The sequence below is a fragment of the Enterobacter cloacae complex sp. SYL001 genome (assembly GCF_049237025.1).
Lineage (GTDB): Bacteria > Pseudomonadota > Gammaproteobacteria > Enterobacterales > Enterobacteriaceae > Enterobacter > Enterobacter intestinihominis.
Window position 1 is genome coordinate 14029 of sequence record NZ_JBMKJI010000036.1, and the last position, 24070, is coordinate 38098.

Genomic DNA, 24070 nt, shown 5'->3' on the forward strand with positions numbered 1-24070 from the left:
TGGTCAACGTTTGAGGTGTGACATTGGCCTTGCCTCGATTTTGAGCTGCTTACGCCAGACCCGATTATGTAGCGTTAGCGCAATGGAGCGGTAAAAAATCGATGAATTCATCCACATAATGTTCAAAAAGAAACATCCCAGCCCCAGCAAAGAGGTTATTTGCGGTGTGTAGTTCTCAACAGGGCCGAATAAAAGCGAAATCCCCGTCCAGATGAAATAAATGATGCTCATTATGCCTGTCAGCATAATGACGAAAATATGCAGTTTATATCCAGGTAAAGAACCTCGTGTAGTCAGAAACATCGTGCTCATCACTACCAGACAATACACAATCGCTGCAATGAATACTCCCATCATAACCTTAAATTCGGGTAAGCCGAGCCAGCGAAACAGCAACAACCAGAGGGACACTTGCAGCATGGCGTAGCAAAAAATAGCCAGTAACGTGCTCACTGCCAAAGGAATTCCTGTCATATGGACGCCCACAGGAACGCCGAACCGATCTTTTAACTGTTCTTTTAATGTTTCAAGCTGGTTGGGATCATCGGTCGCCATTTTACTTTTAACCAAAGCACTTAATGCAAGGCTATCTTTAATGTATTTCATCATGGACGGGTCAATAACTTCCTGTAAATGAAAAAGACTGAATTAAACCAAAAATGTATTTACCCGTTTGTGCAACATTCTGTGGATTTCTGATATTTCCTGAGATGGCACTTCCAACGAAGGCAGAAGAATTTGAAATGGTATTCAGCAACTCACGCTGTAAGAGCAACTGCAACGCTTCTGACGGATAACGTTTGGGATACACGCCTGCCTTCATTGCTGCTTTTACACCTGAATTCGAGATGCCGGGATTGCGGATACGAATAATCTCCTCTGTTAATCGCGTACGGTCGGCCCGGCTCATTTTTTGTAATAAGGAGAGCAAACTCTCAGACGATGAACGGTTAAGAAGGCGATATGTTAATGCAGCGCTTTTTAAACCCGCAGCAGCCCCGGCAAGAGAAATCGCATCCAGGGCTGTGTTGGTTGCTGTATACCACTCCTGGGAGTCCATCCACGCAACGTAGTCATCGTGATTCATAGCAATCAACGATAGTCGGCCAAGCCCATTTGCACATTGAATTCCAGTTGCTACACCACCGGCTAAAATCACAGCGGCTATAGCACCGGAAGACCCTGCAGTGAGAGGTATAGCCATACCGGCCCCTGCCGCAAGTACAACAGTAAGAATTGCGGCTCCGCAGGAAATTGCCGTTGAACCAATTTCAGTCGCCAGGGAAGGGGATTGAATCGTAGCCGTTGTTGCGTGAACGGGGTTAACTTGTGAGGCATTTACTTTGGTTATGACTACATGACTAACCGAGCTTTCGTTTGGTGTCGCAATCCTTCTTGATGGCCGTACTAGCCACTGACGTGTACCGTCTGAGTAGATAATCCCGGCCTGGCTAAAATTTCTGCTGCAGTCCAGTTGACCTGCAAGTGCTGTGAAATTTATATCGCCGCCAGAGGCAAGACCAAGACTGCGTGCGAGTTCGTAATCTGGAAGATCCTTTGAAAGTTGTCCTGTGAATGTCACTTCATCTCTCCGTCCGTGTGAAACGTTGATTGTTAATAAATCAAGAGTAAAGGTCCTGTTAACACTTAAAATTAGGAATGTTCCGAATAGTGTTCATCCCTCTCAAATCCATTAAAAATGTGATTAGGATCCTTTGTTCGTTCGACTTGCTTAGATGATACGCCTAATGCTGACACAAACCTTTCCCGGGTCAATGCAACGCCATATTTATCAGGGGGAAAAATTTCAGGAGTTAACAAAAAAAATAAGCCCGCGTAAGGGAGATTACGCAGGCTAAGGAGGTGGTTCCTGGTACAGCTAGCATTTATGGGTTATGTTTTTCAGCGGGGGGATAATACCCGTATTGAACGAAGCGGTATGTGATCCGATTCTAAGAATTATCCCAGCGTGAAAAAATCCCGTTGATTGACTATTTGCCGTGCGGATTTCGGGTATTTTCACCTTCAAAATTGCGCATCAGCAGCGCAAACTCCAGCTCTACTTCTTCAGGAACCGGCAGCCAGACCACATGGCCGTCGCCAGGTGCGACCTCAATCGCCTCACCTTTTTTGTTTTCCAGATGCTCCAGGCGGAAGTTCATGTTGCCCTGCGGTGTCATCAGCTCCAGGCTGTCGCCTTTAGTGAATTTGTTTTTTACGGCGACGGCGGCCAGCGGGCCTTTACGCTCGCCGGTGAAGTCGCCTACAAACTGCTGGCGTTCGGAAATCGAATAGCCATGCTCGTAGTTCTGGTAGTCGTCGTGGGTATGTCGACGCAGGAAACCTTCGGTATATCCGCGATGCGCCAGACCTTCCAGCGTTTCCAGCAGGCTGGTGTCGAACGGTTTACCGGCGGCGGCATCGTCGATGGCTTTGCGATACACCTGCGCGGTACGAGCGCAGTAGTAATAGGACTTGGTGCGGCCTTCGATTTTCAGGGAGTGCACGCCCATCTGGGTTAAACGCTCCACGTGCGCGATGGCGCGCAGATCCTTCGAGTTCATGATGTAGGTGCCGTGCTCGTCTTCGAAGGCGGTCATGTACTCACCCGGACGTTTGGCTTCTTCGATCATAAACACGCTGTCGGTAGGCGCGCCGATACCCAGCGTTGGCTCAACGTTGGTGACCGGGATCGGCTCGTGTTTATGCACGATGTTACCGATGTCATCCTCTTTGCCTTCCTGAACGTTATATTCCCAGCGGCAGGCGTTGGTGCAGGTGCCCTGGTTCGGGTCACGCTTGTTGATATAGCCAGAGAGCAGGCAGCGGCCGGAGTAGGCCATGCACAGCGCGCCGTGAACGAAGATTTCGATCTCCATATCCGGCACCTGGGTGCGGATCTCTTCGATCTCTTCTAGGGACAGCTCGCGAGACAGGATGACGCGGGTCAGCCCCATCTGTTTCCAGAATTTCACCGTTGCCCAGTTGACGGCGTTAGCCTGCACCGAGAGGTGAATGTCCATCTCCGGGAAGTTCTCCCGAACCAGCATGATTAAACCCGGGTCTGACATGATCAGCGCGTCCGGCCCCATCTCCACGACCGGCTTCAGGTCACGAATGAACGTTTTCAGCTTGGCGTTGTGCGGCGCGATGTTCACCACCACGTAGAATTTTTTGCCCAGGGCATGCGCTTCGTTGATGCCGAGCTGAAGATTCTCGTGGTTGAATTCGTTGTTACGCACGCGCAGCGAATAGCGCGGCTGGCCCGCGTAGACGGCGTCGGCACCATAGGCGAAAGCGTAACGCATATTTTGCAGCGTTCCCGCCGGGGAAAGGAGTTCCGGTTTAAACATGTTTATTCTCGTTCTGATGACAGGTCAGATCCGCGTGCACCAGGTGCAGCGGTAAGGGGAGATCCCCCACTTTAAGGGCGGGCATTGTAGCGCTGCGGGGCGGGGAGGTAAAGCCCGGACCCCTCACCCTAACCCTCTCCCCAGGGGGGAGAGGGGACTAAAACACCCTCTCCCCCCTGGGGAGAGGGCAGGGTGAGGGGAGAATGTTGTCAGGCAATCCTGCACGCATCCGCTTCCCAGCGATACCCCACGCCGTACACCGCGCGAATAAACGACTGGTCGGCGTCCAGCGCCTCCAGCTTGCGGCGCAGGTTTTTGATGTGGCTGTCGATGGTGCGGTCGGTCACCACGCGGTAATCGTCATACAGATGGTTGAGCAGCTGCTCGCGGGAAAACACTTTTCCCGGCTCGTGGGAGAGGGTTTTCAGCAGGCGGAACTCCGCGGGGGTGAGATCCAATAGTTTGCTGCGCCAGCTCGCCTGGAAGCGGCTTTCGTCGACGATCAGCGGGCTTTGTGCATCCAGCACCTGCAATTCACGCTGCGGTTTGCAGCGGCGGAGGATGGTTTTCACGCGAGCGACCACCTCCCGCGGGCTGTAAGGCTTGCAGATGTAATCGTCAGCGCCGATTTCGAGCCCCAGCAGACGGTCGATCTCTTCGATTTTGGCCGTCACCATCACGATGGGCACATCGGAGAAACGACGAATTTCCCGGCACAGGGTCAGGCCGTCAGTACCCGGCAGCATCAGATCCAGCAGGATCAGATCCGGCGGCGTCTGGCGCACGTAGGGCAGCACCTGGTCGCCGTGGCTGATAAGCGTTGGCGCATAGCTCGCAGCGCGCAAATAGTCGATCAGCAGTTGCCCAAGTTTAGGCTCGTCTTCCACGATCAAAATACGCGGTGTGTTGTCGTCAATCGGTAACTCGGTCATGCTTCCCTCGATAAATCCCGTTCCAGAGGTAACTCTACTGTAATGCTAACCCCGCCAAAAGGCGAATGGGCGGCGCGGATGGTGCCACCATGCGCCTCCACAATGTTTACGCAAATCGCCAGCCCAAGGCCGGAGCCCCCGCTGGCGCGGTTGCGTGAACCTTCGGTGCGATAGAAGCGCTCGAACAGTTTTTCCAGCTGCGCATCCTTCACGCCAGGGGCGGAGTCCGCAAAGGTCAGGGCAAAGCGCCCGTTCTCCTGCTTGCCGGAGATATGCAACCCGCCGCCGCCGTCGGTGTAGCGGAGGCTGTTCTCCAGCAGATTATTGAACAGCTGCATCAGGCGATCTCTGTCACCGAATACCACCGCGCTGTCAGGCAGCGAGAGGTTGATTTTCAGGTCACGGCTGGCGAAGCGTTCGCGGAACGCGCCGGTCACGACTTCAAGGATATTGATCACGTCGATTGGGGCTTTCTGGTAGGCCAGGGCGCCTTCATCGGACATGGAAAGCTGATGCAGATCGTCCACCAGTTTGGTCAGCGTACCGACTTCCGCCTGTAGCGAGGCCACGGATTCGGGGGTGAACTGCCGCAAGCCGTCCTGAATCGCCTCCAGCTCACCGCGCAGCACCGCCAGTGGGGTGCGCAGCTCGTGCGAAATGTCGGCCATAAAGTCGCGGCGCATCTGCTGGTTTTTCTCCAGCGTGCTGGCGAGCTGGTTGAAGTCCTGCGCCAGCTTGCCCAGTTCATCCTGACTGCGGGTGTCCACGCGGGTCGAGAAATCACCCGCCGCCAGCTTATGCGTGCCTTCCACCAGGCGTTTAACCGGCGCCAGCAGGCCGCGCGCCAGCGGGAAGGTGGCGAGCGCCGCAAGCAGGGTAGAAAGCGCGACAATCAGCCAACTGGTCTGGCGCTGCTGGCGATCAAAGTTGATGTCGGTGTTGCGCGTCAGCCGCTCGACCGGCGAGGCAATAACCCAGCCCACCGTGGCGCCGTTCGAGGTGATGGCGCGCTTTGTACCGTCCGGCGGTACCGGCGAGCGTGGGCCAACGAGCACGCGCATCTCCTGATCAATCACCCAGAACTGGGTGCGCCAGCCGTGCGGCGGCATGCCCGGCCCCGGACGGTCGTCGTCATTATCGTGCTCCAGCGAGCGCAGAATTTGAAATATAAAACGATCGTTATTGCGCAGAAAACGCCAGTTACCGTGCAGGCTATACTGTTCCCCCAGCGCGTCGCTTAAGCCCTGTAAGCGCTGTTCGTTACCGTGCTTGATGTAGTCAATAAAGCCGCGCTCAAAGCTTACCCGCACCGCCCAGTGCATGGTAATCAGCAGGACGATACAGGTGGCGAAAATCGCCACAAAAAGCTTACCGGTGATCCCCGGACGCCAGAATTTCATGGTGCACTCCTTTTGCCGCGTCGGATCACAACGTTTTTGGTCGTGTCATTCGGTACTCTGGCAAAGATAAAAGCGGGCAGGGCGATAATTACCGCCATGCTGAGGTAGGTGTATAAAAAGACCTGATGCGCGACGGGGGTGTCGGCGCTGAGATGGTGCTGACCGTACATGCCGAGCAGCAATCCGGCGACCGTGACCCCCACGCTCATAGAGAGCTGCATGATCATCGACAGCAGGCTGTTACCGCTGCTCGCCAGTTCGTCCGGCAGATCTTTCAGCGTCAGGGTGTTCATCGACGAGAAGCGCATGGAGTTGATGATCCCCTGGCAGAACAGCACCAGCGGCAGGATGTAGTACCAGCCCAGCAGCGCCACGGTCATAAACAGCAGACTAACCAGCGCCAGCCCGAGCGTGGCGGCCACCAGCACGCGGCGATAGCCAAAGCGGTTTACCACCTGCACCACAATACGCTTCATCCCCATGCTGCCGAGCACCATCGGGATCATCATCAGCCCGGCATGGAACGGCGAGAAGCCCATCCCAATCTGTAAAAATACCGGCGTCATAAACGGCAACATGCCGCTGCCGATGCGTCCGGCAAAGCTGCCGAACAGACCAAGACGGTAGGTGGGATTCTTGAACAGGTTCAGGCTAAACAGCGCGTTAGCGTTGCCTCTGGCATGCCACAGATACCAGAGAATGGCGGTGACACCCAGCGCTACCAGCAGGGCGAGCGACAGGGAGGAGATCCCCAGCCCTTTTTGCCCGTCGAGCGCCAGGGTGAGCGTCGCCATGCCAGCTGCCAGCAGGATGAAGCCAAAGAAATCAAAGCGCCGGGTCTGCATTTTATAGTTCGGCATCAGCGTCAGGGTGGCAATCGCGCCGATAATACCGACCGGCAGGTTGATCAGGAAGATCCAGTGCCAGGAGGCATACTCCACCAGAATACCGCCCAGCGCCGGGCCCAGCAGCGGGCCGACCTGACCGGGCAGGGTGACGAAGGTCATCGCCGCCATATACTGCGCGCGCGGAACAATTTTCATCACCGTTAACCGCCCGACGGGCACCATCATCGCGCCGCCGACGCCCTGTAGCACGCGCGCCATCACCAGCTGGTCGAGGGTATTGGCCTGGGCGCAAAACAGCGAGCCGGTGGTAAACAGCACAATGGCGGTGAAGAAGATGTTCCGTACGCCCACTTTATCCGCCAGCCAGCCGCTGGCGGGCAGCATCACGGCGACCGTCAGCACGTAGGCGACAATCACCATATGCATGTGTAGCGGGCTCTCCCCCAGGCTTTTCGCCATTGAGGGGAGGGCTGTGTTCACGATGGTCGTGTCCAGCGACTGCATAAAGAAGCCGAACGCGACGATCCACAATTGCCAGCGAACGTTACTGGGTAGGTCGGTCATTTACTCGGCCACCGTGGTTCTCTTTTTACGCGAAAAACGCAGCCGCAGGCGGTCAAAGAACAGATAGACTACCGGCGTGGTGTAGAGCGTCAGCAGCTGGCTCATCACCAGTCCGCCAACGATCGTGATCCCCAGCGGCTGGCGCAGTTCAGAGCCGTCACCGCCGGATATGACCAGCGGCAGTGCGCCGAACAGCGCGGCCAGCGTAGTCATCATGATCGGGCGAAAACGCAGCAGACAGGCCTGGAATATCGCCTCGTCCGGCGTCAGGTTGCCGTTGCGCTGGGCGTCCAGGGCAAAGTCAACCATCATTATCGCGTTTTTCTTCACAATACCTATTAATAGCATGATCCCAATGAGCGCGATGAGGCTGAATGGAGCACCGAACAGCTCCAGCGCCAGCAGCGCCCCCACGCCCGCAGAGGGAAGCGTGGAGAGAATGGTCAACGGATGCACGTAGCTTTCGTACAGCACGCCCAGCACGATGTACACCGTGGCAATGGCCGCCAGGATCAAAATGACCTGCGAGTTCATGGTGTCCTGGAACACCTGCGCCGTACCGGCAAAGCTGCCGCGCACGGAGGAGGGCACCCCAAGCTGGGTCATGGCGCGGTTAATGGCATCGCTGGCCTCAGACAGCGACGAGCCGGTTGGCAGGTTAAACGACACGGTCGAGGCGGCGGAAAGCCCCTGGTGGTTTACCGACAGCGGCGCGTTCGACGGCTGCCAGCTGGCGAAGTACGACAGCGGGATCGCCTTGCCGTCATCATTGATCACAAACATCTTGTCCAGCGCGCTGATGTCCTGGGTGTAGCGCGGATCGACTTCCATCACCACCTTGTACTGGTTCATCGGCTGATAGATGGTGGAGACTTCACGCTGCCCGAAGGCGTTGTTAAGCAGGCTGTTGGCCGCCTCCACGTTAATGCCCAGGCGGGCCATAGTTTCACGATCGTAGGTGAGCGCCATCTCCGCGCCGTTGTTCTGGCTGTCGGAGTTCACGTCCGCCAGCTGCGGCAGCGCGGCCAGCGCTTTACGGATCTTCGGCTCCCACTCGCGCAGGGCGGCTAAGTCATCCGAGAGCAGGGTGTACTGATAGCTGGCGTTAGCCTGTCGTCCGCCGACGCGGATATCCTGAACGGCCATCAAAAACAGGTTCGCCCCCGGCTCTTTGGCGAGCTTCACCCGCAAGCGGTCAATGATCTGCTGCGCCGTTTCGTGACGTTCACCGCGCGGCTTAAGGGTAATAAACATCATCCCGCTGTTAACGCGCGAGCCGCCGGTAAAGCCGGTAACGTTGTCTACGGCCGGATCTTCCCGGATGATTTTCATAAAGTCCTGAAGCTTGCCGCGCATCGCCTGGAACGAAATGCTCTGGTCTGCCTGAATACCGCCCATCAGCACGCCGGTATCCTGCTCCGGGAAGAAGGTTTTCGGGATGGTGATATACATCCAGACGTTGAGCCCGATGGTGGCGATAAGCACCAGCCCGACAATACGCGTGTGGTTCAGCACCCATTTCAGCGATTTGCCGTAGCCGGACTGCATCGCCATCAGGACGTGGCCAAAGCCTTTCCTGCGCGGCTGTGAGTGCGGTTGGCTGCGCTTTAGCATCCAGCCGCACATCATCGGCGTTAGCGTCAGCGAAATCACCAGTGAGATACCAATGGCGACGGAGAGCGTGACGGCAAATTCGCGCAGCAGTCGCCCCGGCAGGCCACCCATTAGCAGCAGCGGCAGGAACACCGCCACCAGCGACAGGCTCATGGACAGGACCGTGAAGCCCACTTCGCGCGTCCCCTGAAGCGCCGCCTGGAGCGGCTTCATGCCCGCTTCCAGATGACGCGAGATATTTTCCAGCACCACGATGGCATCATCCACCACAAACCCGGTGGCAATCGTCAGCGCCATCAGCGACAGGTTGTTAAGGCTAAACCCGCACAGGTACATGGCGGCAAAGGTGCCTATCAGCGATACCGGGACCGCTACCGCCGGGATCAGCGTGGCGCGCCCCGAGCGCAGGAACAGGAACACCACCAGAATTACCAGCGCGACGGAGATGATCAGCGTTTGCTCTACCTCTTCAAGCGAGGCGCGGATGGTGGGGGAACGGTCCTGCGCAATCTGTAGATCGATGGCCGCCGGAATGGTTTCCTGAAGCTCCGGCAGCCGCGCGCGGATGCTGTTCACCGTCTGAATGATGTTGGCTTCCGGCAGCTTGCGGATCATCAGCAAAATCGCCGGTTTGGCATTGGTCATCCCGGCGTTACGCACGTCCTGCACCGAATCGGTGACGCTGGCGACGTCGCTCAGGCGCACCGCCGCGCCGTTGTTGTAGTGAATAATCAACGGCTGATACTCGGCGGCGGTTTTCAGCTCGTCGTTGGTCTGGATCTGCCAGCGGTGGCTGCTGTCCTCAATCGCACCCTGCGGCTTACGCACGTTGGCGTTGCTGATAGCGGATCGTACGTCGTCAAGCGACACGCCCTGATTAAACAGCGCCTGCGGATTCAGCCCCACGCGCACGGCGGGCAAGGAGCTGCCGCCGACGTCCACGTCGCCCACGCCGTCAATCTGGGCGATGGTTTGCGCCAGCTGGGTGGAGGCAAAATCGTACAGCTCGCCCTGGGAGTAGGTCTCTGACGTAAGCGTCAGGATCATGATCGGCGCATCGGACGGGTTGGCCTTGCGGTAGGTTGGACGGCTCGGCATGCCGCTCGGCAGCAGGCTTTGGGCGGCGTTAATCGCGGCCTGCACGTCGCGCGCCGCACCGTTGATATCCCGGTCGAAGTTAAATTCCAGAATGATGCGCGTGCTGCCCAGCGAACTGCTGGAGGTCATCTCGTTAACCCCGGCAATCCGCCCAAGCGATCGCTCAAGCGGCGTCGCCACCGATGAGGCCATGGTTTCCGGCGATGCGCCCGGCAGCGAGGCGCTGACCATGATCACCGGGAAATCGACCTGCGGTAGCGGGGCCACCGGCAGCAGCCGGAAGCCGAGCACGCCGCACAGGGTGATAGCGACGGAGAGTAAAATCGTCGCCACAGGACGGTAAATGAAGAGGGCGAAAAACTTCACTTACGCCTCCTCTTCACGTTTCGGGAAGCGGCTTTTTGTCCACAGGGCCAGACGGTCAAACAGCAGGTAGATAACCGGCGTGGTAAACAGCGTCAGCACCTGGCTCACGAGCAGACCGCCGACCATGCCGATGCCCAGCGGACGGCGCAGTTCGGCCCCCACGCCGGTGCTCAGCATCAGCGGCAGTGCGCCCAGCAGGGCGGCGAGAGTGGTCATCAGGATCGGGCGAAAACGCAGCAGGCAGGCCTGGTAAATGGCCTCGCGCGGCGCCATACCCTGCTCGCGCTCGGCGGCCAGCGCAAAGTCGATCATCATGATGGCGTTTTTCTTCACGATGCCGATAAGCAGGATGATGCCAATTATCGCAATCACGTCCAGTTCGCTCCCCGCCAGCATCAGCGCCAGCAGCGCCCCCACGCCCGCTGTCGGCAGGGTGGAGAGGATGGTGATCGGGTGGATGAAACTCTCATACAGCACGCCAAGCACGATATACATCGCCACCACCGCCGCGACAATCAGCCAGACGGTGCTGCCCAGCGCGGCCTGGAACGCCAGCGTACTGCCCTGGAACTGGGTCTGAATATCGGACGGGAAGCTGAGTTCTTTCTCCGCGCCCAGAATGGCCTCCACCGCTTCGCCCAGCGAATACCCATCCGGCACGTTGAACGAAATGGTGGTGGACGGGAACTGATCGAGATGGTTAATCGACAGCGGGGTGTGGCGCTCTTCCACGCTGGCAATGGCGCTGAGCGGCACAATCCCGCCGTCTTTGCTGGTCAGGCGTATCGAGTCCAGCGCGGCAAGCCCGGGCGTGTTCTCGGTGTTATGTTCCAGCACCACGCGATACTGGTTGGCCTGGGTGTAAATGGTGGAGATCAGTCGCTGACCAAAGGCGTTATACAGGGCGTTATCCACGTCGGACATGGTAATGCCCAGACGGCTGGCGGTGTCGCGGTTGACGTTCACGTACGCCGCCAGCCCTTTATCCTGCCAGTCGCTGCTGACGTCAGAAACCTGCGGCAGTGCTTTCAGCTTATCCACCAGCTGCGGCACCCAGGTGCTGAGTGCATCAAGCGAGGTGGCCTGGAGCGTAAACTGGTACTGCGTGCGGCTCACCTGCGTATCAATGGTTAAATCCTGGATCGGTTGCAGATACAGCTCAATGCCCGGCACGCGCGCCACCGCGCTTTGCAGGCGCTCAATTACCGCGTTGACGCGATCGTCGCGGTCATCGAGCGGTTTAAGGTTAATTTGCAGGCGCGCGCTGTTGAGCGACGGGTTGGTGCCGTCCACGCCCACGTAGGCAGTCAGGCTTTCCACCGCCGGATCTTTCATGATGATCTCAGACACCTGCTGCTGGCGCTGCGCCATGTTGGCGAAGGAGACCGTCTGCGGCGCCTGAAGCGTGCCCTGAATAATGCCGTTGTCCTGAATCGGGAAGAAGCCTTTCGGAATGAAAATCCACAGCATCACGCTGAGCGCCAGGGTGCCGAGCGCCACGCCGAGCGTCGCCCAGGGATGATTCAGGACTTTCGCCAGCACGCGGCCGTAGGCGGCGATAATGCGCTCGAACATCCGCTCGGAGGCGCGCGAGAAGCGGTTTTGCTTGCGCAAAGATTCGTGGCTCAGCATGCGGGCGCACATCATCGGCGTCAGCGTCAGCGACACCACGGCAGAGATCAGAATGGCGACCGCCAGCGTCACGGCAAACTCGCGGAACAGCCGCCCGACGATATCGCCCATAAACAGCAGCGGGATCAGCACCGCAATCAGCGAGAAGGTGAGCGAGATGATGGTAAAGCCAATTTCTCCTGCGCCCTTCAGCGCGGCGGCTAAGGGCTTTTCACCTTTTTCGATATAGCGCGAGATGTTCTCGATGACCACGATGGCATCGTCCACCACGAACCCGGTGGCGATGGTGAGCGCCATCAGCGTCAGGTTATTAATCGAAAAGTCGAGGAACACCATCACCGCAAACGTCCCGACCAGCGAGAGCGGCACGGCGACGGCGGGAATGATGGTTGCCGGAACGTTGCGCAGGAACAGGTAGATGATCATCACCACCAGCGCAATCGCCAGCATCAGCTCGAACTGGGTGTCTGACACCGAGGCGCGAATATTCGTGGTGCGGTCAGAAAGCACTTTCACGCTCACCGATTTTGGCAGGCTTTCCACCAGCTGCGGCAGCATGGTGCGAATGCTGTCGGCGGTATCAATAATGTTCGCGCCCGGCTGGCGCTGAACGTTCATGACAATCGCCTGCTGCTTATTGGCCCACGCCCCGAGCCAGCTGTTTTCCGCGCCTTGTTCGACGGTTGCCACGTCGCCCAGGCGGATCGGTGCGCCGTTTTGATAGGCCACAATCAGCTGGCGGTATTCATCGGCGGACTGCATCTGGTCGTTGGCAGAGAGCGTGACCGCACGGGTTGGGCCGTCCAGCGAGCCCTTCGCTGAGTTAACGTTGGCGCTGCTGATGGCGGTGCGAATGGTTTCGCTGGTTAACCCCAGCGCGGCAATGGCCTGGGCATTGAGCTTAACGCGCACAGCGGGGCGTTGACCGCCCGCCAGCGTCACCAGTCCCACGCCGGTCACCTGCGAAATCTTCTGCGCCACGCGGGTTTCAACCATGTCTTCCACCTGCGTCATCGGCATGGCGGAGGAGGTGACGGCAAGCGTCATGATCGGCGGGTCTGCCGGGTTCACCTTGCTGTAAACCGGTGGATTCGGCAGGTCAGACGGCAGCAGGTTAGTGGCAGCGTTAATCGCGGCCTGCACCTCCTGCTCGGCGACGTCCAGCGACAGCGTGAGCTGGAACTGAAGCGTGACGACCGAGGCGCCGCCGGAGCTCTGGGAGGACATCTGCTTCAGGCCAGACATCTGGCCAAACTGACGCTCCAGCGGGGCGGTGATGGCGGACGTCACCACATCCGGACTGGCGCCCGGATAGAGGGTGACAACCTGAATGGTCGGGTAGTCCACTTCCGGCAGCGCCGACACGGGCAGAAAACGGTAGCCAATGATCCCGGCCAGCAGGATCGCCACCATCAACAGGGTCGTCGCAACCGGACGTAAGATAAACAGGCGTGATGGCCCACCTGTAGAGCTCGGCGGCATCACCTGCATCAGGCTTTTGCTCCTGTATTTTGCGCTTCCACCACCTCGACCTGCGCCCCTTCGGTCAGACGGTCAATACCGTCGGTTACGACGCGGTCGCCAGCGGACAGCCCGGCACTGATCACCACCGTCTGACTGTCCTGGATCCCGGTTTTCACCAGATGTTTGCTAACCTTGTTTTCGCTGTTCAGCACCCAGACAAAGTTGCCTTCACTGCCCATTTGCAGGGCCGCCGTCGGGATAACCACGGCGTTTTCTTCGGTCGCGACCAGCATTCGCGCATTGACGAACTGATTCGGGAACAGGGCATCGTCCTGATTGTTGAAGCGTGCTTTAAGCTTGATGGTGCCGGTGGTGGTATCGATCTGGTTATCCAGGCTCAACAGCGAACCTTCGCTCAGCTTCTGCTTGTTGGTGCGATCCCAGGCTTCAACCACCAGCGCTTTTCCGGCCTTCTGCGCCTGTATCACCGTCGCAATGTCGCTTTCCGGCAGGGTAAAGACGAGATCGATAGGGTGCGTCTGGGTGATCACCACGATGCCCGTGGTATCGCCGCTGGAGATTTGGTTGCCGATATCAACCTGTTTCAGGCCCACGCGGCCGTCAATCGGCGCGGTGATCCGGCTCCAGTCGAGCTGGAGCTGGGCGCTGGCGACCGCGGCTTCGTCGGCCTTGATGGTGCCCTGAGATTCACTGACCAGAGACTGCTGGGTATCCAGCTCCTGGCGCGACACGAGGTTGGTTTTTACCAGCTGCTGATAGCGGGCTAAATCGCGGCGGGCATTGGCGAGGGTGGCTTTGTCTTTCGCGAGCTGCCCCTGCGCCTGCGCCAGGGCCACCTTAAACTGGCTTGGGTCGATTTCCGCCAGCAGATCGCCGGCTTTCACCTGCTGGCCTTCCTGGAAGTGGATGGCCATCAGCTGACCGTCCACGCGGCTACGTACCGTCACGGTGTTGGCGGCGGTGATGGTTCCCAGCCCGGAGAGATAACGAGGCACCGCTTTATTCACCGCCGTTGCCGCCTGCACCGGTGCCAGCGCCGCGCCGCGCATACCGTGGCGCCCGCCGCCCGTTGGACGTTGTGAGGGGCTATTGGCGCCAGCAGGTGCCGTGGAGTTCGCGGACTGGCTGTGCCAGTACCAGGCGGCCAGGACCACCACAATCAGACCAACGGCGATTGCCCAGCGGGATTTGTTACTGCCTTTCATCGTTATACGTTCTCGTCCTGAAACACTTTCGGGGAATGATACTAGTTTAGTCAGGTAACACAGCGGAAAAATGGAGGAAATATGGAAGACTGTCAGGAATGGTCTGAGTGTGGTGCGTTGTTTCGCCGGGTGGCGGCTTCGCCTTACCCGGCCTACAAGATCCTCGAACCGTAGGCCGGGTAAGCGAAGCCGCCACCCGGCACAACCCCATTAGCTAAACACCACCTGCGCCCAGCGGGCCAGTCCTGCCGTAACGGAGCCAAAGTCATCGCCGCCGGCAATCGGGATCCCCGGCAGCTGTTCCGCCAGCGCTTTCTTGATCAGCGGTGAACGGGCGCTACCGCCGGTCAGGTAAATCACGTCCGGTTTCTCTTTGCCATTCTCAAGCGCCAGCTGCACCTGCTCCAGAATACGCTGTAGCGGCTGAGCCAGCGCCATTTCCAGCCCTTCCTGGGTGATAGCCGTAGCCAGATCGTCACTGATAAACGGTAGCGTAACCGCATGCTCAGGACGATCGGAAAGGGCAATTTTGCTCTCTTCGGCGGTGCGCACCACCCGGTAGCTCAGACGCTGACGCCACACCTTATACAGCAGCGCGACCTTCTCTGCATCCTGCGCATCACGCACCAGATCGTTAAGGAAACGCCCATTCGCGGTGCTGTAAAAATCACTCTGGGCAGGGACGTCGTTGATGGCAATCGCATTCCACCATGGCAGGATCGGCAGGGCGATGCCTTTCTCGGTTTGACCGCCCATGCCGAGCAGCGGCATCAGGCTCTTGAATGCCAGGGCGATATCCAGATCGTTACCGCCCACGCGGCAGCCGCTGTGTCCCAGCAGGCTGTTTTCACGATCGCGACGGTGATGCCACTGCGGACCCATCAGCAGTAATGAACAGTCCGTCGTACCACCGCCGATGTCCACCACCAGCACCCGTTTCTCTTCCGTCAGCGTGGCTTCAAAATCCAGTCCCGCCGCAACCGGCTCATACTGGAACACCACGTCACGGAAGCCAGCCCGGTGCGCTGCACGCTCAAGGATCCCCTGCGCCTGCTGGTTGGCTTCGTCGCCGCCCAGCCCCTGGAAGTTGATCGGACGGCCAATCACCGCCTGGGTGATGGCATCCGGCACCTGGGATTGCGCCTGATTGCGGATGTGCAGCATCATCGCGCAGACCAGATCTTCAAACATCGCCACCTGCTGTGGCTTCAGGCCGCTGGCGCCGAGGAAGGATTTCGGCGATTTAACGAAGTAGACCTCTTCCGGGTCTTCAATGTACTGCCCGAGGGAAGAGAGGCCGAACTGCACGCTGGAAGGGGTAACGTCGATATCTTCCTCGCGGTTAAAGCTGACCGCACGGCGCAGCAGCGCCTGGGTTTCCGCCGCCGTGGCCGGAACCTGATGATGGCGGAACAGCCACTCGCTCACCGCTTCACGCGTGGGCGCACAGAGCATTGACGGCAACAGCGTACTGCCGTTTTCCATTTTCAGGAGCTGTGGTTGTCCGTTTTGCATTATCGCAACCGAGCAGTTTGCGGTGCCGTAGTCGAATCCAATAAACACAATAAATCCCCATGCCGGTGAGAAGGGGCGAGACTTTAGCGAAATGTCTGCCAGGCGACAACAGGAATATGAAAGCAAGGCGCAACGCGATCTTTCGGTTTATGCTGAGGTAAATACAAAAGGAGAGACGATGTACACTCTGAACTGGCAACCGCCCTACGACTGGCAGTGGATGTTTGGCTTTCTTGCCGCGCGTGCGGTCACAGGGGTTGAGACCGTTACGGAGGATTACTACGAACGCAGTTTTGGCTATGCGGAGCATCAGGGCATATTTCGGGTTGTGCCAGACAGCGCAACCCATACGCTGGCGGTGTCGCTCAGCCCTGGCCTGATCCCGGTGGCGGATATTTGCCTGGACCGCATTGCCCGCCTGTTCGATCTTGATTGCGACCCGCTAAGAATTGCGCAGACCCTGGGCGACCTCGGCGCGGCGCGGCCGGGGTTACGTTTGCCGGGCGCGATGGATGCCTACGAGCAGGGCGTGCGCGCCATTCTCGGGCAACTGGTGAGCGTGGCGATGGCGGCAAAACTGGCGTCAAGAGTGGTGGCGCTGTGCAGTGAACCCATCCAGGACGCGCCGGGCTACCTCTGTTTTCCTCCGCCAGAGGTACTGGCCGCGGTGGATCCGCTGGCGTTGAAAGCCCTTGGGATGCCGCTCAAGCGTGCGGAGTCGTTGATTCATCTGGCGCAGTCGGTGGTGGACGGTGAATTCCCGCTGTTCCCGCCTGCGAACGTCGAGGCCGGGATGAAGGCGCTACAGCAGCGCCCCGGCATCGGGCGCTGGACCGCAAATTATCTGGCCTTGCGCGGCTGGCAGGCGAAGGATGTTTTCCTGCAGGATGATTATCTCATTAAACAGCGCTTTGCCGGTATGACGCCCGCGCAGATCCGTCGCTATGCCGAGCGCTGGCAGCCGTGGCGCTCGTATGCGCTGTTACATATCTGGTACACCGACGGCTGGTCGCCGTCAGTTGATGGCGAAATAGCTGGTATTCAGCAGTAGATCGAGCGGCTGCGCTTCCCCGATGGTGTCGCCGTAAATAAAGTCAATGCCGATGCCCGACAGCGTATTCATCATGATCGACTGATGGCATGGCCCGGCAATGGTTTTTATGCCCAGACGCTGGGCGTGGCCCTGAATGATGGTCACCATCATCTCATCCATCAGATTGCCGTGGACGTTGGTTACCACGTCTGCATCCAGCAGCAAATAATCAGCGGTGTTGGCGCTGAGCTGGCTGAAGACGTTCATATCGCGTCCAACCCGGGTCAGCACCACGCGACAGCCAGCCTGACGAAGCTTTTGCAGACCCTGCTGCACGTTTTCATCCGTATTGCTCAGCACATCAACGGCGATCGCCAGATGCAGCAGCCGCGCCGGCAGCGGACCTCTGGTGATCAGGTCGAGCAGCTCATCCACCAGCGTGACGCTGGCTAAACCCGCTTCTGAGAGCGGCAGCGCGACGCCCATCCCTTTGGCCGCCACCTGTGCGGCATAGGTACGGAAAAATTCGCTGAATATACGTCGGTCAAGGGCGTGCAGCAGCTCCGGCTCCGCCAGCCCGGCGCGGAAGGCATGCTCTTCCAGCACTTCCCCCTGGCTGGTCCACAACCGCAGGGAAATCAGCCAGAAGCTACTGCTCTCGGGAATGCGCGGTGAGGCGACGCTGCGGGCGATCATCAGCAGATGATTATCTTTGATCATGTGCCACTGCTCATCCAGCGACATCATGCTGCGCGTGCTGTGGATCCGCTCCTGCTGGGGTTCATAGACGGTGACCACACCGCGCCCGCTGTTTTTCGAGGCGTAACAGGCGATATCGGCCTGAGACATCACTTCCGCTGTCTGATAATTAGCGTCGTCAATCAACGTGATCCCCGCGCTGGCGCCGATGCGGTGCAGGCGTCCTTCCCAGGAAAAATGATAGTTGTTGATGGCGTCGATCAACCGGCCCGCAATATAGCGTGCGCTTTCGACGTTGCAGTCCGGCAGCAGCAGGCCAAACTCGTCGCCGCCCAGACGCGCCAGCACGTCGCTGGAGCGCAGCATGGTCAGCATCAGCGAAGAGAGTTCGCGCAGGAGCGCGTCGCCCGCCGCGTGGCCTGCGGTATCGTTCACCGCCTTAAAACGGTCAAGATCGATAAAGACCAGCGCGTGACGCTGATGGGTCTCCTGTACCGTCTGCAACAGGCGCTTAAGATGGTTTTCAAAACTGACGCGGTTCGCCAGGTGGGTAAGGGCGTCATGGGAAGCGCTGTAGCTCAGCTGGCGCAGCATTTTGCGCGACTCGGTGACATCCTGAATCACCAGCACCGAGCCGATAGCGTGCCCCTCCAGGGTGCTGAGCGGGGTAATGCTGTAATGAATGTCGAAACTGCCGCCATTCCGGCAGTTAAGCACCACATCCTGTTCGATATCGGTACGGGACATATCGCCGCTGTGGATGTTTTCCATTAACGGGCCGTTCTCGCCGAAGGTAATGTGCAGCACCTTCAGAACGGGCTGACCCAGCGCTTCGCTTTGCGACCAGCCGCTCATCTTCTCGGCGACCGGGTTCATAAAGGTGATGTTCATGTCGATATCGGTGCACAGCACCGCTTCGCCGATGGAGTCGAGGGTGATATGCAGGCGCTCTTTTTCATGGAACAGCGCCTCGTTCAACTGCTTCACCTCGGTCATATCCATATTGATCCCTAACAGCCGCTCCACTTCGCCCTGTTTGTTCAGCACCCGGTTCGCCAGCGAACGAATGTGGCGAATGCCATCCTTGACGCGAATGCGAAATTCCAGCTTGAAAGGCACCCTGGCCTGGAGTGACTCACGCAGTACCTGTTCGGCGTGCGCACGATCTTCAGGCACCATGGCCGCATGCCAGAGCTGCCAGGTGGGTTTAATGTGCGGGGGGATCTCGTACAGCTCAAACATCCGTTTATCCCAGCTGATCACGTCCGGCTCGAGATCCCACTCCCAGATCCCGATGCCGCCGGCTTCGTTCGCGAGGGTGATACGCTCCATCAGACGCTTATTCACCCACTCGGTCTGTTTCAGGTCGTTGATGTCTTCAATCTGGGCAATAAAGTAGAGCGGCGTGCCGTCTGCATGGCGCACAACGGAAACGGCCAGCAGCGCCCACACCACCTCGCCGCTGCGGGTGTAGTAGCGTTTTTCGAGGCTGTAGCTGTTGATCTCCCCGTTAATCAGCTGTTGCAACTGCTCCAGGTCGGTATTTAAATCTTCCGGCCAGGTTAACTGCTGGAACGTGAGCGACTGAAGCTCAGACTGACTGTAACCGAGGAAATTGCACAGCGCCTTGTTGGCCTGAAGCCACTGGCCCTCAATGCCCACCAGCGCCATACCAATCGCGGAATATTCCATCGCATTACGAAAACGTTCTTCGCTTTCAGTAATATGTTTACGCTCGGCCCGGAAGGCATACATCACCATCGTCATAATGTTGGCGGGGAGCAGCATCATCAGAAAGGGAAGCCATGGCGCGTTGAAGGTCACCATCATGTTTGAAGGTGTCATGGAGGGCGGGTTTCGCGCCATCATCAAGGACACCATCATGATGGTGAATAAAAAAATCAGGAATGCTTCCATTCGCGGCAGGCGTACCGCGCTCCACATCAGCAAAACGATGATGCAGGTGAACGGCCACGGCAGCCAGGTGATTGCCGTCCAGCTAAGAACCAGCGTAACGACCAGGGTCACCAGCGTTTCCAGCAGCAGTCTCGGGTTGCGGTGGCGCAGCAGGTAATGCGGTTTAAACAGCAGACCTAACGGTACAAGCGCCAGCGCGCCAATGGCTTCTGAAAGTACCCAAAACAGAAAATTACGCAGCGGCTCCGCGCCTGGCACCAGAAAATGAACCAGAATGCCGCCCACCAGCGGCGGCACCAGGGCGCTGCCGAGGGCAAGGCGTATCCAGTCGTTGAGGTTTTGCAGCGGGTTATACCAGGGGAGCAGCTTACGCAGCAACACCGCACCAACACAGGCCTCAATAATATTGATTGCCGTGTAGGTTAAGTTGATTGATTCCCATGAAAAGAGCATCCACGAGGCAAAAATATTGCCAAAGGAGCAGGCGAGGGCGATGCCGGGCCACATTTTTCCCGCATGGCGGTAAAACGCCACCATCATAATGGAGGTCGGGAACCACAATGGCGCCAGCAGCGAACCGAAGCGAGTCAGCTCAAGGGAAAATAAGGTGAAGATGAACGTGACCAGACCCAGACAGACAAGCCGCAGTAAAGGATGTGGGGTAGTAACCAAAACCCGCTGGTATTGTTTATTCATTACCGCTCTATCCAGGGACGCCGTGTTGTCAGGAGCCAGCTCCGGACGCGTGAAATCATTAATTTGGTTTATGCTAGTACAAACATTTTACAATTCATATGCTGAGTGCTCAGATTTTGACTTCATAGACTTATAAAATAGTTACTCTGCGAAGAAGGGGGATGAAATGGTGAAAATCCGTGCGTAAAAATTTCGCTAAAGGCGTGAAACGGCGCTTTTCAGCCCGCCTCGCATAACCTGCGCATTCGACTGGTATCACGCCCCCGAAATCCCTATAATTGCCGCGTTTGACGCTCCGGCGTCGTCCTTCCTTACATCCAGGTTAATCAGGTCGCTAAATTTATGACTGATAAGTCTCATCAGTGCGTCATCATAGGCATCGCCGGCGCATCGGCTTCAGGTAAAAGTCTTATTGCCAGTACGCTTTATCGCGAACTGCGTGAACAAGTGGGTGATGAGCATATCGGTGTTATTCCCGAAGATAGCTATTACAAAGATCAATCCCATCTTTCGATGGAAGAGCGCGTAAAAACCAACTACGACCACCCCAGTGCGATGGATCACAGTCTGCTGTTCCAGCATCTGGAAGCGCTGAAGCGCGGCGAGGCGATTGAGCTGCCCGTCTACAGTTACGTGGAACATACCCGCACCCAGGAAACGATCCGCATTGAGCCCAAGAAGGTGATTATCCTTGAAGGGATTTTGCTGCTCACCGACGCCCGTCTGCGCGAATCAATGAACTTCTCGATTTTCGTCGATACCCCGCTGGATATCTGCCTGATGCGGCGTATTAAACGCGACGTTAACGAACGCGGTCGCTCCATGGACTCCGTAATGGCGCAGTATCAGAAAACCGTTCGCCCGATGTTCCTGCAATTTATTGAGCCTTCTAAACAATACGCCGATATTATTGTGCCTCGCGGCGGTAAAAACCGTATTGCCATTGATATCTTAAAAGCGAAAATCAGTCAGTTTTTTGAATAAGCCGTGTGAATTGTGTACCGTTCAGAGATAACCTGGTTTTGCCCTGACGCCGTAAGGATTCAGGGCGCGATGCACGAAAGGAGAAAGTGCCATGCGTCTTTGTGACCGCGATATAGAAGCCTGGCTGGATGAAGGCCGCCTGTCTATCACCCCGCGTCCGCCGGTTGAGCGTATTAACGGCGTGACCGTCGATGTACGTCTGGGGAATAAGTTCCGCACCTTCAGCGGCCACACGGCACCGTTTATCGACCTCAGCGGGCCGAAAGACGAAGTCAGTGCGGCGCTGGATCGCGTCATGAGTGACGAAATCGTCATCGAAGAAGGAGAGGCGTTTTATCTCCATCCTGGCGAACTGGCGCTGGCGGTGACCTTTGAATCGGTCACGCTGCCTGCGGATCTGGTCGGCTGGCTTGACGGACGCTCTTCTCTGGCGCGTCTGGGCCTGATGGTGCACGTCACCGCGCACCGTATCGATCCGGGCTGGTCTGGCCGTATCGTGCTGGAGTTCTTTAACGCCGGTAAACTGCCGCTGGCGCTTCGCCCGGGAATGATGATCGGTGCGTTGAGCTTCGAACCGCTGACCGGCCCGGCAGACCGTCCTTATAACCGCCGTCAGGACGCAAAATATCGCGACCAGCAGGGTGCGGTTGCCAGCCGTATCGATAAAGACTGATCTGTGAGTTCACTGAGGAAGCCATGAGAAGAGTTCTGACAACGCTGATGATTTTGCTGGTGGTGCTGGTGGCTGGCCTTTCAGCGTTGGTGCTGCTGGTTAACCCGAATGACTTCCGGGCCTATATGGTGCGGCAGGTTGAAGCGCGCAGCGGGTATGAACTCAAGCTGGACGGGCCGCTGCGCTGGCACGTCTGGCCGCAGCTCAGCATTCTCTCCGGACGTATGTCGCTCACCGCGCCGGGCGCCGCGCAGCCGCTTGTTACGGCGGATAACATGCGTCTTGATGTCGCGCTCATCCCGCTCTTATCCCATCAGCTCCAGGTTGAACAGGTGATGCTGAAAGGGGCGGTGATTCAGCTTACGCCACAAACCGAAGCCGTTCGTCAGGCGAATGCTCCGGTCGCACCGCGTGAAAATACTTTGCCTGACGTTCCGTCTGACACCGGCTGGTCTTTCGATATTGGTAATCTGAAAGTCGCTGACAGCGTGCTGGTTTTCCAGCATGAGGATGACGAACAGATCACCGTCCGCAATATCAACCTCAGGATGGAGCAGGACGCCAACCATCACGCGACCATGGAGTTCTCCGGGCGGATCAACCGTAATCAGCGCGATCTCAACCTGTCGATGAATGCGAACGTGAACGCCTCTGACTACCCGCACCAGCTGACGGCGGACGTTCAGCAGGTCAACTGGCAGCTGACCGGCGCGGATTTACCCGCGAAGGGGATCGCCGGCCAGGGCACGATGCAGGCGGTGTGGCACGAAGAGCGCAAACAGCTCGAACTGAACGCGCTCAACCTCCAGGCCAACGACAGTTCCCTGAAGGGGCAGGCGAGCGTCACGCTTGATGAGAAACCGAAGTGGGTGTTGGATCTGCAATTCGACAAGCTGAACCTTGAGAACCTGCTCGCGGCCCAAACGGTGAATGCGACCGATGAGGGTGTCGCGCAGGTAGGGCAAAGCCAGGTCACGCAGTCGCGTCCGGTGATCTCCTCCAGTCTCGATCTGCCTGACTACAATGGTCTGCGCGGATTTACCGCCGACATTCTGCTGAAAGCGAACAGCGTGCGCTGGCGTGGGATTGATTTTACTGACGTCAACAGCCAGATGTTCAACCACAACGGCCTGCTGGTCATCTCTGAGCTCAGCGGAAAAATGGGGGCAGGAAATCTCTCCCTGCCGGGCACGCTGGACGTACGTAAAGACGTTGCCAGCGCCGCGTTCCAGCCGCGTCTGGAAAACGTTGAGATTGGCACCATCCTGAAAGCCTTTAATTACCCGATTTCCCTCACGGGGCAGCTGTCGCTGGCCGGGGATTTCTCCGGCACGAAGATTGATGCGGACGCCTTCCGTCGTAGCTGGAAGGGGCAGGCGCACGTTGAGCTAAAAGATTCGCGCATGGAAGGGCTGAACTTCCAGCAACTGGTGCAGCAGGCGGTAGAGCGCAGCAGCAGCGTGAAGGCGAATGAAAACTACGATAGCGCAACCCGTCTCGACAGCTTTACCAGCGAGCTTGCCCTCGACAACGGTCAGCTCTCGCTCGACGAGATGCAGGGAATCTCGTCCCTGCTGGCGCTGACCGGAAACGGCGCGCTGGATCTGGTGAAAGAGACGGTTGACACCCGCTTCAACGTCCGCGTGAAGGCTGGCTGGGAAGGGGAAGGCCAGCTTGTCGAGTTCCTGAAAGAGACGCCGATACCGCTGCGCGTGTACGGAAAATGGCAGGAACTCAATTACAGTTTGCAGGTCGATCAGATCCTGCGTAAGCACCTTCAGGATGAAGCGAAACGTCGGCTGAATGACTGGGCGGACCGCAATAAAGAGTCTCAGTCTGGTAAGGACGTGAAAAAGTTGCTCGATAAGCTCTGATGCCTGTTGTGCCGGGTGGCGGCTTCGCCTTACCCGGCCTACAAAAGCCAGACACCGTAGGCCGGGTAAGCGTAGTGTATGACCGGATACATAGGTAACAGATCAGACCGGGAACATAGGTAACACTTTTCAGTCTATCCGGAGCACACTCTGGGTTTTTCGGTCGTAGTACGCAAGCGTTA

At 57.8% G+C, this 24070-nt stretch carries 15 protein-coding genes; 4 read left to right on the plus strand and 11 right to left on the minus strand.

What is annotated here, in order from left to right:
- Positions 1–3: 3 nt before the first annotated feature.
- The 10 genes from ACOTZP_RS22045 to yegD form a co-directional block, all read right to left on the minus strand.
- A complete protein-coding gene (locus tag ACOTZP_RS22045; RefSeq protein ID WP_022648652.1) occupies positions 4–609 on the minus strand; it encodes a hypothetical protein in 606 nt (201 codons plus the stop codon).
- A gap of 7 nt (positions 610–616) precedes the next feature.
- A complete protein-coding gene (locus tag ACOTZP_RS22050) occupies positions 617–1582 on the minus strand; it encodes a hypothetical protein (RefSeq protein WP_023300559.1) in 966 nt (321 codons plus the stop codon).
- Between the two features lie 409 nt (positions 1583–1991).
- On the minus strand, positions 1992–3353 hold the full coding sequence (gene yegQ / locus ACOTZP_RS22055) for a tRNA 5-hydroxyuridine modification protein YegQ (RefSeq protein WP_017383261.1): 1362 nt from the start codon (positions 3351–3353) through the stop codon (positions 1992–1994).
- Positions 3354–3562: 209 nt separating this feature from the next.
- Positions 3563–4285 carry a two-component system response regulator BaeR gene (gene baeR / locus ACOTZP_RS22060; RefSeq protein ID WP_015572364.1) on the minus strand — a complete coding sequence of 241 codons (723 nt, stop codon included), beginning with the start codon at positions 4283–4285 and terminating at the stop codon, positions 3563–3565.
- Positions 4282–5685, minus strand: a complete 1404-nt coding sequence (baeS, locus tag ACOTZP_RS22065) for a two-component system sensor histidine kinase BaeS (protein ID WP_022648650.1) — start codon at positions 5683–5685, stop codon at positions 4282–4284. The genes baeR and baeS overlap by 4 nt, the downstream gene beginning before the upstream one ends.
- Entirely contained in the window at positions 5682–7097 is a 1416-nt protein-coding gene (locus tag ACOTZP_RS22070; protein ID WP_032623937.1) for an MFS transporter, read from the minus strand. The genes baeS and ACOTZP_RS22070 overlap by 4 nt, the downstream gene beginning before the upstream one ends.
- Positions 7098–10175, minus strand: coding sequence for a multidrug efflux RND transporter permease subunit MdtC (gene mdtC, locus ACOTZP_RS22075; protein WP_421633786.1), 3078 nt, complete (start codon positions 10173–10175; stop codon positions 7098–7100).
- Positions 10176–13298 carry an MdtB/MuxB family multidrug efflux RND transporter permease subunit gene (locus tag ACOTZP_RS22080; RefSeq protein ID WP_023300557.1) on the minus strand — a complete coding sequence of 1041 codons (3123 nt, stop codon included), beginning with the start codon at positions 13296–13298 and terminating at the stop codon, positions 10176–10178.
- Positions 13298–14497, minus strand: a complete 1200-nt coding sequence (locus ACOTZP_RS22085) for an MdtA/MuxA family multidrug efflux RND transporter periplasmic adaptor subunit (protein ID WP_063146242.1) — start codon at positions 14495–14497, stop codon at positions 13298–13300. Before ACOTZP_RS22085 ends, ACOTZP_RS22080 begins: the two co-directional genes overlap by 1 nt.
- A 210-nt stretch (positions 14498–14707) precedes the next feature.
- Positions 14708–16060, minus strand: coding sequence for a molecular chaperone (gene yegD / locus ACOTZP_RS22090; protein WP_063857602.1), 1353 nt, complete (start codon positions 16058–16060; stop codon positions 14708–14710).
- A gap of 130 nt (positions 16061–16190) precedes the next feature.
- Between yegD and alkA the strand changes: the two genes are divergently transcribed.
- Complete coding sequence (gene alkA / locus ACOTZP_RS22095) at positions 16191–17063, plus strand: DNA-3-methyladenine glycosylase 2 (protein ID WP_271075278.1); 873 nt, start codon at positions 16191–16193, stop codon at positions 17061–17063.
- On the opposite strand, the gene ACOTZP_RS22100 is transcribed toward alkA, so the two are convergent.
- Positions 17028–20357, minus strand: coding sequence for a diguanylate cyclase (locus ACOTZP_RS22100; protein WP_421633787.1), 3330 nt, complete (start codon positions 20355–20357; stop codon positions 17028–17030). The two genes, alkA and ACOTZP_RS22100, sit on opposite strands and share 36 nt — an antisense overlap.
- A 342-nt stretch (positions 20358–20699) precedes the next feature.
- Between ACOTZP_RS22100 and udk the strand changes: the two genes are divergently transcribed.
- The 3 genes from udk to asmA all read left to right on the plus strand — a co-directional run bounded on the left by udk (position 20700) and on the right by asmA (position 23888).
- Positions 20700–21341 carry a uridine kinase gene (gene udk, locus ACOTZP_RS22105; protein ID WP_000130320.1) on the plus strand — a complete coding sequence of 214 codons (642 nt, stop codon included), beginning with the start codon at positions 20700–20702 and terminating at the stop codon, positions 21339–21341.
- Between the two features lie 91 nt (positions 21342–21432).
- The gene (dcd, locus tag ACOTZP_RS22110) at positions 21433–22014 is read left to right on the plus strand and encodes a dCTP deaminase (protein WP_006811250.1); all 582 of its coding nucleotides are present in this window, start codon (positions 21433–21435) and stop codon (positions 22012–22014) included.
- Between the two features lie 23 nt (positions 22015–22037).
- Positions 22038–23888, plus strand: coding sequence for an outer membrane assembly protein AsmA (gene asmA / locus ACOTZP_RS22115; protein WP_063137678.1), 1851 nt, complete (start codon positions 22038–22040; stop codon positions 23886–23888).
- The last annotated feature ends 182 nt before the right edge of the window (positions 23889–24070 follow it).